Here is a 12592-nt window from a genome sequence, read left to right on the forward strand (position 1 = left end):
TCACTTTTTGTGGTTTGAGATTCACGACGAATTAGTCAATGGGAGAGCGGGAAAGTCCGCGACCCTATTTCGCCGCGGAGAATCACCCTGGCGGGCTGGAGCAGAGTTTTCTTGAGGCTTGTTATTGTGTGCTCCGTCCGACCATTGAGCTGCAGGCCTACCACGGCCCGTCCCCCATTCGCGGCCAAGGCACCAAGGTTAAAATTACCGAGTCGAATAACCCGGGTAGGCGTCCTGGAACCTTCGGGAGGCGACCATGTTTTGTGATGCTCGAAAGTGCTGTAGCCGATGGAAAGGCATATTTTCATGGCTCATCTGATAATGGTAGGGCCGGAGCACCCGGTTGCATGTGGCTGTAGATGCGATATTAGATAGACCGAACAAGTTAACGAAGGCGGAAGAACGCGCGGGGTAGTGCCAAACCAACTTCGTATTCTCCTGCTTTTGTCACCGCTGCTGCTGTCCATGGACTCTCCAGATTTGGTGCCGTCTCCAGTCTTACGTTCGAGAGATTGGTAGGCCACCTTATGAAGGTACTTCCTGCTTCTCGGGTTACCGTCATCACAGGGAGCTCGATCACTGTTTGAGCAAAACCGAGGACTTCCAATTCCGGAGGCAAGCTTTCGGCCTGATCGAGGCACGGAAGATGATGGACGTTTCCACCAGTCGGGGCCAGAGCAAGCATTATTCGACTCATGTTGGACGGTAGAGCCTCGAATGTGAAGCTCCCGGTTCCAGCCAGCCTTGGGATCTCTTCACACCCTTGGAAGCTTGACCAGCCTGATCCGGGAACGAACGCTGCGCAATAAACTCCAAAGTGGGTGCTCCAGCTGGGAAGATGCGGATCAAGGACTACGCCACTAACGCTGCTCTTGCCGATCGAGGTGATCTTAAGCTGTGGCGGAGCGGACTGGTTGAGCCAAACCTTACCGGTCGTACCCGAAAGAAAGAGATCAACCGCTCCATCCTCATCCAAATCGGCTGCGGCTACGCCTAGATTACCTCCGCAGCAGAGATGGCGACCACTGTTTTGCAAGCGACCGGCCCCGTCGTTTACCCAGATTTCGCTGATACTGCCAGGGGAGGAGTATTCGGCAGCGACGGCGTCGAGATCGCCATCCTGATCGATGTCCACAAGGATAGTGTCCCACGTTGATGACCAGGCTGGGAGTTCCTGAGTTTTTTCGAAGTTACCGGATTCGTTGTGCCAAATTTCGATACCGTAGGAATTTCCAACGCAAGCATCAGCACGACCGTCGCCATCCAAGTCACCAATCGAAACCGAACGATACCAAACATTTGGACGCCCGAATCCCCCCCCTTTTTCCGTCAGCATCCCCGAGCCGTCATTGATGTAGAGATGGAGAGGGAAGGCAGACGGGTCATCCATGTGATAATTTGCGAACAGAAGATCTAGATCGCCGTCGCCATCAACATCGAGAGCAGCACCACCGTAACTGCGATTGGAGGTAGACCCAAGTTGCTGGCCGCTGTCGGAAAAGTGGCCGCGCGCGTCATTTAGATAAACCAAATTTGGTGCCAGTTCTTGGGCAATCACCACGTCGGTATAGCCATCGCCGTTCATGTCCGCGACGACTATGTGGCGGACGATGCCAAACCCTAGGTGTTCTCCTGAATCCTGAAACCTTCCATGCCCGTCACCCAGCCAAAGCTGTGCCGCGAAGTCCTTGTAGAGTAGCACGTCCGCATAGGAATCGCCGTTCGCGTCGAACGCAGCCACGGCGAGGGTAGACGCTCCGTTAAAATCTTGCCCAGAGGAAACCAGATTACCCCGTCCGTCGTTAAACCGGACCACATTCGTTCCCGTGCCGGTGATGACATCCACGTGGCCATCTCCGTTTACATCAGCTAGGGCTACCTTGCGGCCAGCGCCATCCACTTGGATACCCGGATGAAACAACCCCGTAACCCCTTCTGCCCGTGGGGCTGCAGCGAGGTTGGTGAGGAGAGTCAGTAGGAGGAGCGCAACAGACGACGTCCTTAGGCAGCAAGGCGGCCAAAGTAGTGGAGGATTTCGGTGCATACGGTTTAAGTGTTTCTGGCAGCGGGTGACTCGGCGGAAGCGCCACAAATACTCAGCCACCCAGATGCCGATTTAGTTTGTACACTTACCCTGTAGTGCCGTGAGCACCCCTCATACCCCATTTGGCCGATCTCAGAGGTAAAGGAGCGTGCCATACTTCAAAGAGTCATTTTTTGAGACTTCTCAGGGGTGCCGGATCACCTGCGAGTCTAGGCGCCAACACCACACGGAATCCGAATGTGTTCCCTGGTTGGGTGTGGACCCAGCCAAATCGATACGCGCAGCGGAACCGCGCGGGATCCTGATCGATGGCCGAACCGCCTCGTGCGACGTACTTATCGCCCTCCCGATCGATGCACATTTCATTTACGTTGCCATGCATGTCATACAGGCCTGCGATGTTGGGGAACTTAAGTCCAACCGGCTTAGTAGCGGCCACGTTAACCCACGCATAAGTCGGAAGTTCCTCTGGAGAGTCCCCAAAGCTGTAAATGTCGTCGGTGCCAGCTCGACAGGCATACTCCCACTCAGCTTCAGTGGGGAGGCGGAACTCGTAATCCTCACCCAACTCGTGATCGATTCGATCTCGTTCTAGCTCCGTGAGGCGGCGACAAAAGGCCATCGCTTCCTTGTAGGTAATGGTTTCGACCGGTCGGGATAAAAGCTTTCCGTAATCAATTGTTTGTCGGAGACGCTCAATCCACCGTCTTCCGTAATAGAATCCAGGGGCTCGCCTTTGCTCGGTGATGGCCCGATACTCTCCTTGGGTCACCTCATACTTACCCATCCAGAACTGTCTCGGGATGTCGACTTTGATCGGCGGGATCTCGTTCTTAGCGGCGTTGGTGTCCGCGAGTGAACTCCCCATATGAAGGCTTCCGGCAGGGATGCGTACCAGGGATAGCTGGTTTGATTCAACCGTCCATTCGTTCGTGGGGGAGAAATCCTCGGAGTCGATTTGCTTCATTTTGTCCCTTAGGAATAGCGCACATTCCAACTCTCGCTGAGTCTTCAATTTCGTACTTAATTGGCTCGCACTGGAGTCGGTGATGTTCGCAGTGGCAGAGTTAACATTCCAGGCGGAGGAGGCCACCTGGTTCGCCCAGGTTCGAATCTTCTTGAGGCCTGCGAGCCTTGAAAGTCGGTATTGTGAGTTCCAGCTTGCGAGCGCCCTTTCGATGCCGCCTGTACCGGGGGTTTTGGCTTCCTCCGTCTGGATGATGTTCGCCAAGAGTTTGAAGTCGGGAGTAGCAGTTGGCCGAAGGTTGTAGGCGAGCACGGCCAAGGCGAGACCGAAAACGAAGACTGCTAGCAGGTTTCTGATGATCCTCTGAGGCCTTTGCAGTAAGTCCAGAAGCATTAGCGCTTCGCGGAGGTCGGTAGCTTTCACAATCGGAACCCGCGTAATAGGTTCTCTCCAGATATTAACATTCGGTTTATCCTTCGGATATGTGAGCGTGTCGAATGATTGCCCAAGCGCCACGACGAATGTGTTTACACAATGACCTGGCTCAGACCTCAGTGAACTCGGCGCAACAAATTTCAGCGATGAGGAGGCCAAGGTGGGGCTGCGTGAGAATTCTTTGGACTTCCTGATGCCTGTCACAAACTTGCGGAAGAAGCATGCGACTGGGTAGAAGCGATTACCTTCGTGGTTCCCTTGCTGATCGAGGCCGCAAGCTGTGACAGCCACTCCTTTAAAATCGATGCGCCGCAATTGAGGGAACTGGTGGTGAACCGCATCTCGGTCGATTTTACCTACTGCTCGTAAAAGTAGCAACTGGAGCTGGCCGCACCATGAATCACCCGCCAAGCACCTCTCCCATTCAACACCTGGTGGCAGGGTGACTTGATATCGAAAGTCATAGTCGCTTGGTAGCAGGTTGGAATCGGCAAGGAATTGGATCGCGAGCTTCTCTGCTTCGTTCCACCGAACATCGGTGCCGAGTAGAAGTAACGCAGGAGCACGCCAGATTTGATGAGCGATGTTCAGCCGGGCAGCAGAGCCCTTTGGCCTGGGCACAAAGTCAACCGTAAGCATCGCAGCGATGTCCCCGCTTGCGGCTGTGAAAAGAATCGGGCCGCTAACGCTCAGTTTGCTTTGAATGGTGCTGGGCTCGACGGAGGAGAGCAATGTGGCATCCAAACGGAGGGCTGTAAGTTCTCGGTGAATGTCGTATACCTGCCCAAGTGGGAGGCGACGGGCATTCGCTACCTCAGGAAGAGCAGATTCGGGCGAAGCGCCCGTGTGGATAATTCGTGCAACTTCGAGGAAGGCGGTCGCAGCTTCCCTTACTTGGATGTTGGGAAAGTAGGCTTGGAGGAAGTCATTCCCTGGCAACTGAAATAGGTCGCGTTTTTCGTCCCGTAGCCACTCTACACAAGCCGTTAACCAAACTCGGTCGATCGGGCTTCGAAGATAAGCGTCGGTGATAGGATCAGCGGCGGCGGCATTCTTGGGTTTGCCGCAAGTTTCCCAGATGGACATCAGGATTTCAAAATTCATGTACTAGGCGGCTAAGTATTGGTCTCGATGATGAAATCGATTCGGCATTGGCTCGCCTCTATCGCGGACACCGGCAGAATGACCTTGCAAACACAGGCGTTCAGATCGGCTATGTAAGCAAGCGCGGATGAGGCGGTCTTACCGCCGCAGTGAATGCTTACCTTGGCTTGATCCATGTCACGCGATAAGGCTGAAAGACTAACACATATGCCACTGGAGTCGGCTGAGATCGTCGCGACTTGAAGTCTCCGATCTGCCGGTTGCACGAAGAATGATTCGGTCTGAGGAGCAGCGGAGAAGGACCTTTGGTGCGCGCTTTCGCCAAGTTCCGCAAACAGCGGCTCGCAGTCCAACGACGGAACGCTGAATAGGTGTTTTCGATCTCTTTTATCATTCAAGTCGAGGGCTGGCTGGCATCGAAATCTTCCTGTCCGCAGCTCGACCCATTTGCTCGCGGCCTCAGCACTGATGGCTTCAATCTCTATGTCGACGTTGTCGGCACTGCTGCCTCTGCAGCGAACTTGCCAGTGACGGCCATGAATCTCATGTGAGAGTTCGACGCGGGAGGTAACCTGAATATTGGTGAGCAGCGACCGCAATTCGAGCTCAGGCGTGGAAAGCAAGCAAAGTCGGCACCGGACATCACCTGGGAGAGCAGGAAACACGAATTCCCCCCGGGCATCGGCGACGCGTTCGATGAGATCAAAGGCACCACTTTCGGACATGAGACCAAACTGCAAACCAACGAACCAGGCTGCTGGAATCCTAGTTGAGTGTATTAGCGAAATGGCCTGATTCGCCATCTGACGTACCCAAGAGCTATCATCCTCCAGCTGAATCTTTCGCAGATTGGGCTCAGAGTCTGGGAGGCCAAGTTGACCCAATCGCTGGCAGGCTGCTGCACGTTGAAATTCCGTCTGAGCCGAGAGATCCCGAAAACAAAGTTTCTGCATGTCCCTGGCCCCTTCCAAGTCTAGGTTATCCATCGCTGGTGGAACCGCAGTGGATGATATGCGAGCCCTTAAGGTGTAGAGTGTTTTGGTTGTAACCTGGCAGCGACTATGAGGCACCGGTATCACCTGTAATGCCACAGACGCAGAAGACCAAAAGTACCCATCCTGAACGGCGAAGGTGGGGGTTGTAAGAAGTGCCTGCAATGTCTCTTGGCCAAGCAGATAGTGGATGCTAGTGGTTTCTTGGTGTCCCATAAGAAAAGATCGCGTGTTACTCTATTTTATATGGATGTTAGCCAGCTCGGTGGCGGTGAACCCAGGAAACAAAGTCTTGGAGGATATATTCCGCAGTCGTGCGGCTTGATCGGAACGCATTTGGTACGAAAGATTGAAGTGATGTTAAGAAGAATTGCAGTTCATCAAATATATGTGGAAAGTCGGGGCAGGGCGCATGCTTGCTGTGCCGAGAGTCTAACTCGGAACGAAAGGATTTAACCTCCGGTTCAGCTGGTCTGATGCTCTGCCAGTGAAGTTTCCATGCCCTCCAGAGCAGCAATATGTTCAGGTCCTCAAGTTCCGATTCGCACCACTGGTGTGCATGTGCGATGCCACCTATGGACCGTTGGTCCCCCGCCGGACCATAAAGTCCATTCGACAGTGCTTCGACCTTGTCTTTATCCAGCGGATTGGATCGACACCAGATCTCGCAGGACTCGTCCCAGAATAAGGGTGGCTTGATGTCATCATGGTTGCTTACGTCTTCGAGATTTGCGGATAACGGGCTGGAGATACTCACCTTCGCAAAGCCAGTTAGGATTTGGAGTGTCAGAGCTCTAGAGGAAAAGGTTTTGCGCGGGGTTCTGCAGTGGCTGAGAGGGCATGCTGAAGTCGTATCCGGATAGAGGTTGCCGCATCCCTCTGCCTTGCACTTGTAGAAACCCGCAGCTTCGTATGCGCCATAATGATGTGTGGCGAGATACAGGCGAGCCTCTAGCGAGATAACTTTATGCGCTGCAGGGTCAAAAACGACCCCGCACTTCCGGCAAAGAGCGCCGTCACGCTCTTTGCCGCAACATGGGCAAAGCCAGCCTGCGACGCTCCCAAGGCGAACGCCGCAATTTAAATACAGCCATGTGGAGTATAGGCCTTGATAGAACTGGTTGCCGCCAAATAGTTGACCTTCGGCCCGGATGGGACCTTTAACCGCGTTCAGGATGCGGTTCTGCAGCGTAGCGATAGTAGGATCCCATCCAGTCAACGGATGTTGGTGCAAACAGCGCTCACGCATCGTTCTGGCCGCTGGATCTAAGGGTTGGTCAGGATCACAAACACGCCGACGATAACAGATGCAGCTGCCGTTGATCAGCCAGTTGGTGATTTCGGAGGCCCTTAGCGAGAGAGAATCGATCAAATCGCAGCCTGGGGTTGATTGGCTTAACTTTCGATCAGACTGGGATAACGAGGATGGGGCTCGGCCGGAGAGCACTTCTGCCAGGCCGAATACTGGGAGAGTCAAGAGCCAGGAGTCAGAACGAAGCAGTGCCTGACGAACTCGACGTTCGACTTCGGCAAGTGCGAGCGGCCATATAGAAGGCCAACCAGAACCTTGATCAAGCACTCGGTGCCAACCGACGCCGTAAGCGATAACGAGATCGTCCGCCAATCGCTGAAGGGGAAATCGCTCATAGGCAGTGGAACCTATAAACTCAGCTACCAGCAAGACCAGCGAATCGACGACTGTGGGGGGAAAATCCTCACTCGGCCCGAAACGGGCGAGCGCGTCCGACACGGCGTCGCGAATTAAGGAGCTCATACCAATACCCTGCCAAGGTTGCGCTATGCCAACATTGACGGGAAGGAATTGCGTCAATGTCGAAGGCAGCAACGGTGCGGACACGTGGAAGGAAATAGACTGACATCCAAGTATCGAACGGCAAGACCGAAGTCGCAGCAGAATCAGGGGCAACCACTCCGCACAGGAGAAGCTTAGGAACGCCTTTCCAGCTAATGCATGTGAGATAGAGTTCATTCTACTCCTCTGTAGTGGGGTGAAAACGGCATTCAGCGTCCCCTTAGCCGCAAATCTTGTTCGAGTGCCTGCCGGGATGGGCATTTAGCCCTCGGACGTCCGAAGAAACCTCGTAGTGTCCTAAAAGTCGATCGAACCGAATTCGTTGATATTGTGGGTTTTGGGAGAGGGCATGAGCTTGTCGCTCTCGGCGGATAGAGGGATAGTATTGCGATGAATCCGTTGTCGTTTCTGCTGTTTTACTTTGCTGGGTGGATGAACCGCCACCGCCGACAGCAAGCCGCCATCGAATACCTGCAGGAAGAGTTACGAATTCTCCGGGAGCAATTGGGCAAACGTCCTCCCTTTAAGGATCCCCAGCGCCGAAGGACCGTGTGCTTCTCTTGCCTCCTTACTCCCGGCGCTTCGAGTGAAGGCGTTGTCCCTAGATTTCTAAAGACTCAATTTACGGGCACCAAAACGGGCACCAAACGGTTCAGTTGGGTTAGGTTGAGTTCAGATGAGTTAGCTTGATTTGCTGAGGAAAATGAGGCATTGTGACCTGGTTCGAAGGTCGTAGGCGGACGATTCCGACCCTCGCCTCCAAATTTTCGCTACGCGAAAATTTGCCGCGCCATAGCCACTGGCGAAGGCGGGCTACGCTGAACTCCCGAAACCTGCAGAGGTCTCCTGAATCGTTAAAGCAGGCGTCGTCGGCCGTGGCCTGGCTGGCGGTTTCACCTTTGTCCTTTGCTGCGGTCTTGGTGTAGGCATAGCAGTGTTCACTGGTTCATCCGCTCTCACCGAGAAGTCTGTTGCTGAAAATCTTTCCAGAGTCCGTCTCTCAGGAATTCAAATCACCCGCTGCGCTGCCGTGCTTCGAGCAGCGGGCGATTTCAATGGCCTCAGCAAGATCCTTGGATGTTCCTCTACTGACACGAAGGGACTCCTCGACCATGTTGTGGCTCCTATCTCTTAACTGATCAGTTCCGAGAGACCTTGAAGACCGCTGGAGTAGAGTCCCTGAGCCTCCCCGTGCGGTCACCCAACTTGAATGCTTATGCGGAGCGTTTCGTGCGTACGATCAAGGAGTCGTGTTTGGACAACATTATCCTGTTTGGCGAGTCGTCCTTGCGAGAAGCAGTTTCTCAGTTCGTTGAACACTATCACCAGGAAAGAAACCACCAGGGGCTCGAGAACAAAATCATCCGACCTGAGTTCGCGCAGTTCCCAGCGGAAGGATCGCTGCATCGTCGCAAAAGGCTCGGCGGGCTCTTGAACTACTACTACCGACAAGCCGCATGAAAATAGGCTCGTTCGAGTTTGTGGAACCTACGGGGTTGCTACACCGGAATCCTCACGATTTCCACCGAGCAGTGCGCCCGCGTAGCCACGGCGGAGGCGAGGCTGCCGAGCGTGCGGTGTTCGCCGTGCTCCAGTCCGTGCGCGCCGAGGAAAATGCAGTCGGCCTTCCAATCCTCGGCGTGTTGGAGCAGCAACTGTTTCGGGTCGCCGTCGAAGATGTGCGTTTCGAGGTCGAGTTTGGCTTTGCGCATCAGCGTCGCGAGGTTTTCAACGGCGCGGCAGACCCACTCACCGCCATCGGCGTCGTGCTGCTGAATCCAGTCCTTGGCCCAATGCGTGGGCAACGCTGCCGCCGTCTTGAGGCGCGAATCAATTGCAGTGACGAGTTGGAACTGTGTGTGCGGCGGCCAGCGACGGGCCGTAACGGCGTTGACTGCTGCCTCCGAATCGCGCGAACCGTCCACGGCCACGATGATGCGTGGATGCGGGTGCGTCGAGAGGCGGGGTGGCCGCGCGATGCGCACCGAGCAGCGCGCCTCGTTGGCGACCTTGTGCGAGACGCTGCCGAGGAAGAATCGTTCCATCACCGAACGGCCATGCGAGCCGACGACAATCAGGTCGGCCTTCCACTCGTCGGCCCTTTTCAGAATGCCCCTCGCGGGGGAATCGCCCACGGCCAGCGCCGTCACGCTCCATTTGGGGAACAGCGCACGAAGTCGCGTCGCCGCGCGCTCGGCCTGGGCGCGGCAATCGGTCTCGACGGCCTGCCACGCCGCTTCGCGGGCGCGGCGCAACGCCAGCGGTAAACGGTCGTGCGATTTAGCGTCGTGGTGCCCGGCTTCGAGTGGCAGCCAGACTTCGGCGACGGTGATGACGGTGGCGTCGAGTTTAGGCGGCAGCCCGGCGAGGGAGAGTTCGTCGATGGCAGCATCGGCGCAGCCGGAATTGTCGTAGGCAATGAGGATTCGTTTCATGGGGCAATGGCGGTTTGGCGACGGTGGGGCGCGGTGGTGTGTGGGCAAGTCTGCGACTGGACGAGTCATGTCTGCCTTGGTGCGGGTTGCCGGGGAATGTCACGCAGGCCACCGAGCAAGGTTGCGGTGTGGAAGGGCCGTTCCAGAATGGTGCGGCAGGAGTTGCGGTCGAACGGCGTCAGGTCTACCGGCGGCGTGACCGTGACCACGAACGGCACGCGCGAATTACAGGCATGGAGAAGTTTGAACGTGGCGAGGCCGTGGAGAATGGGCGCGCGCAGGTCGATTGGGTTGGCGGGGAACAACGCGACAGCCTCACGGCAGTCGCGCGCCGGCAGCACGACGTAACCGCCCTGCTTCAGCACGCGGCGCAGGGATTGGCCGGCAGCGCGGCCGCGTGCCATGAGCAGGATGCTCGGCTTGTTGTCGGAGCTCGTCGGCATGTTTTTCAAGCGCGGGACGTGGCTGATACGCCCGACCACCGGCTGGTCAGTGCGGGGTGTTGCCGGTTGGTCTTCGCGCGCGTGACCTGTTTGGTTTTGCGCCGCTCAATTTGCCCTTTGAGGTTCTTGAAGACCTTGAGCCACGCGGCTTGCATCGTGTGGCCGTGCGCCGTCGCATGGATGTCCGGTCCGGGCACGGCCAGATGCACATGCGCACCGAACGCGGGCGCAGCGTCCCGCTGGTGATCCAGCACCACTTCAGCGGAGGTGACGGGGATGAGGCTCTGCAACCGCTCCAGTTGTTGCTCCAGCCAGCGGCGCAGATTGGCATGCGCGTTGAGGCCGCGAACTCGGAATTTGATGTTCATAGGTGTGATCTTGCTTTTAGTTGTGGTGAATCAAAGCGTAGAGAGGGACAGAGCGCGGTGCCGTGAGTCTGCCCACGACTCAGAAAACGGCCGGCGCGTCGGCCAAGGGCGCCCATCTCTCCTGGGCGAATGGGAAATGGCGTGGGGCCGCCAATTTGTAGGAAGCGGTTTCATCGGCGATCCCGTCCGGTCAGCAGTGGCAGCAGATGCCACACGAAATAAAACACCCACGAAATGAAAGCGGCCACACACGTCCAGGCCGCCGCGTTCAGCACTCGGATGACCGTTGCTGAATTCGGGGCCGCGCTGGACGAAACCCATCTTCGTCAGCACGAGTCTGACGAGCCGCGAGAGGTCGAACTTCAGCAGGAGGGTGATGAGATTGCTCATGGCAAGAATTACTCCGGGATACTCAAGACGGGACACGGCCCGGTGCGCACGATGCGTTCGGCGGTGTGGTCGCTGGCCAGCCGCTCCCACCAAGTGTGGTGATGCGTGCCCTGCACGATGAGGACGGCGGTGAAGCGTTCGGCGGCCGTGGCGACGAACGGCCCGGCCGGCGCGCCCACTTGCACCACGGTGTCCACCGCGAGAGTCTTGGGAACGTCCGCCACAGCCCACTCGGCCAGTTGCGTTTCCGCTTCGCACCGCAGCGCCTCGTGATCGGGAGGTATCTCGACCATCTCCGGCGCGACGCACACGACATGAACGGCGGCGAGGTGAAAGAGTGTGAGTTTCGACCGCGCGGGCAAGGCAAGGGTGACAGCGTATCGCAGGGCATTCCGGGACGACTGCGTGAAGTCCACGGGGACAAGAATGTTTCTCCAACTCGCTGGCGCTGACGCCAGTGATGGGTTGCCGTTGAGCAGGAACTCCTGCCGCACGGTGAGCACGGGACAGGGGGCGCCGCGCACGACCCGCTCGGCGATGCTGGGCTTGAGCATCTGCTGGATGCTGCTGGGGCCCTGGGTGGACAAGACGATGAGGTTGATGCCGAGCCACCGGGCCGTTTCCATCACTTGGCGAACGGGTTCCCCGGACCGAACCAAGGTTTCTCCACGATGCGGCGTTGGAACAAACCGCCGGCTGATGCGTTCGAGTCTGCGGGCGGCGTGCTCGACGGAATCCTCGTGCGAGGGAAGGACGGCGGTGCTGTCAAAGCCGCGGGCGAGTGCGTCGAATTCTGCCACATGAAGCAGTGAGATTTCGGCGGTGAAGTAGTTGGCCAGTGCGATGGCGCATTTCAAAGTGGCGACCGAAGCATTTGAAAAATCGGTCGGCACGAGAATTTTCCCCAGCTTGAGAGCCGGGCCAGGAAGACGTGAATGGACTTGATCTTCCGGCCTACCCGGCAGTGTGCGAATGGATTCATCCTGTTCGCCGGTCAGGGCTGGTGCAAATTCGACCGGCCGCGTGGAGCGTGGAGCGAGAGCTTTCATTGGTTTGTCTCCGGTGGGTTTCCGGCTCATTCGTTCAAGCCCCAGCGCGAAGTTGGGGGTGGGTTGACGTAAGGGGGCGTGGCCCGTCGGCGAATCAATTCGCGGAATTCAGGTAGTTCCGGTAGCGGGTGCCGGAAATCGGCGCGTTGGTTGCAGGCTCGGCTCTGTCCTTCAGCCTGCGATTCCGCCAGCAGTTCTTCGGCTGTCGCGAGCAGAGCCGGCACATCCAGAGGCTTCTCGGCCAGCGCGCGTGCGCCATAGGCTTGTGCCTCATCACCCAGACCCGAGCGACTCGTGATAAGAATGACGGGCAGATAGGGCCGCCCGCCGATTACCTCATGCAGCAACTTGAGGGCGTCCCAGCCATTGGCCGTGGGCCAGTCCAGGTCCACCAGCGTGAGGTCGATATGGGCCGCGGAAAACTGGTTGGACGCTTCGCGAGCGTTGCGGGCGAGGAGGACTTCGTAGTTGGCCAGTTGCAAAGGCGCTCCCAGGCTTTCGAGGGTTTGAATGCTCTCAGTGACAAGCAAGGCAGTTTTTTTCATGGGTTTT

10 protein-coding genes are annotated in these 12592 nt (G+C 56.9%); 1 reads left to right on the forward strand and 9 read right to left on the reverse strand.

Going from position 1 to position 12592, the window contains the following annotated elements; genetic code table 11:
- Positions 1-385: 385 nt before the first annotated feature.
- The 4 genes from JNN07_13775 to JNN07_13790 form a co-directional block, all read right to left on the reverse strand.
- On the reverse strand, positions 386-1585 hold the full coding sequence (locus JNN07_13775) for a VCBS repeat-containing protein (protein ID MBL9168802.1): 1200 nt from the start codon (positions 1583-1585) through the stop codon (positions 386-388).
- A gap of 625 nt (positions 1586-2210) precedes the next feature.
- Positions 2211-4532: an SUMF1/EgtB/PvdO family nonheme iron enzyme gene (locus JNN07_13780; GenBank protein MBL9168803.1), complete on the reverse strand. Its 2322-nt coding sequence runs from the start codon at positions 4530-4532 to the stop codon at positions 2211-2213.
- Positions 4533-4561: 29 nt separating this feature from the next.
- The gene (locus tag JNN07_13785) at positions 4562-5353 is read right to left on the reverse strand and encodes a hypothetical protein (protein ID MBL9168804.1); all 792 of its coding nucleotides are present in this window, start codon (positions 5351-5353) and stop codon (positions 4562-4564) included.
- Between the two features lie 442 nt (positions 5354-5795).
- The gene (locus JNN07_13790; protein MBL9168805.1) at positions 5796-7316 is read right to left on the reverse strand and encodes a hypothetical protein; all 1521 of its coding nucleotides are present in this window, start codon (positions 7314-7316) and stop codon (positions 5796-5798) included.
- A 1194-nt stretch (positions 7317-8510) separates the two neighbouring features.
- Between JNN07_13790 and JNN07_13795 the strand changes: the two genes are divergently transcribed.
- Positions 8511-8816, forward strand: coding sequence for a transposase (locus JNN07_13795; protein ID MBL9168806.1), 306 nt, complete (start codon positions 8511-8513; stop codon positions 8814-8816).
- A 38-nt stretch (positions 8817-8854) separates the two neighbouring features.
- Here the strand turns inward: JNN07_13795 and JNN07_13800 are convergent, their stop codons facing one another.
- The 5 genes from JNN07_13800 to JNN07_13820 all read right to left on the reverse strand — a co-directional run bounded on the left by JNN07_13800 (position 8855) and on the right by JNN07_13820 (position 12585).
- Positions 8855-9790 carry a universal stress protein gene (locus JNN07_13800; GenBank protein MBL9168807.1) on the reverse strand — a complete coding sequence of 312 codons (936 nt, stop codon included), beginning with the start codon at positions 9788-9790 and terminating at the stop codon, positions 8855-8857.
- A gap of 65 nt (positions 9791-9855) precedes the next feature.
- Entirely contained in the window at positions 9856-10242 is a 387-nt protein-coding gene (locus tag JNN07_13805; GenBank protein MBL9168808.1) for a hypothetical protein, read from the reverse strand.
- Positions 10239-10601, reverse strand: a complete 363-nt coding sequence (locus JNN07_13810; GenBank protein ID MBL9168809.1) for a ribosome-associated translation inhibitor RaiA — start codon at positions 10599-10601, stop codon at positions 10239-10241. The genes JNN07_13805 and JNN07_13810 overlap by 4 nt, the downstream gene beginning before the upstream one ends.
- A gap of 398 nt (positions 10602-10999) precedes the next feature.
- Positions 11000-12040 (reverse strand): universal stress protein, encoded by a 1041-nt coding sequence (locus JNN07_13815; GenBank protein MBL9168810.1) that lies wholly within the window; start codon positions 12038-12040, stop codon positions 11000-11002.
- 26 nt (positions 12041-12066) lie between these two features.
- Positions 12067-12585: a response regulator gene (locus JNN07_13820; protein ID MBL9168811.1), complete on the reverse strand. Its 519-nt coding sequence runs from the start codon at positions 12583-12585 to the stop codon at positions 12067-12069.
- Between the last annotated feature and the right edge of the window lie 7 nt (positions 12586-12592).

The organism is Verrucomicrobiales bacterium, from assembly GCA_016793885.1.
Lineage (GTDB): Bacteria > Verrucomicrobiota > Verrucomicrobiia > Limisphaerales > UBA11320 > UBA11320.

Excerpts from the sequence above, each read along its gene's own strand:
- JNN07_13775 (MBL9168802.1), bottom strand. The coding sequence starts at position 1,585 with ATGAACGGCGATGGCTATACCGACGTGGTGATTGCCCAAGAACTGGCA.
- JNN07_13780 (MBL9168803.1), bottom strand. The coding sequence starts at position 4,532 with ATGTCCATCTGGGAAACTTGCGGCAAACCCAAGAATGCCGCCGCCGCT.
- JNN07_13785 (MBL9168804.1), bottom strand. The coding sequence starts at position 5,353 with ATGGCGAATCAGGCCATTTCGCTAATACACTCAACTAGGATTCCAGCA.
- JNN07_13790 (MBL9168805.1), bottom strand. The coding sequence starts at position 7,316 with ATGAGCTCCTTAATTCGCGACGCCGTGTCGGACGCGCTCGCCCGTTTC.
- JNN07_13800 (MBL9168807.1), bottom strand. The coding sequence starts at position 9,790 with ATGAAACGAATCCTCATTGCCTACGACAATTCCGGCTGCGCCGATGCT.
- JNN07_13810 (MBL9168809.1), bottom strand. The coding sequence starts at position 10,601 with ATGAACATCAAATTCCGAGTTCGCGGCCTCAACGCGCATGCCAATCTG.
- JNN07_13815 (MBL9168810.1), bottom strand. The coding sequence starts at position 12,040 with ATGAAAGCTCTCGCTCCACGCTCCACGCGGCCGGTCGAATTTGCACCA.
- JNN07_13820 (MBL9168811.1), bottom strand. The coding sequence starts at position 12,585 with ATGAAAAAAACTGCCTTGCTTGTCACTGAGAGCATTCAAACCCTCGAA.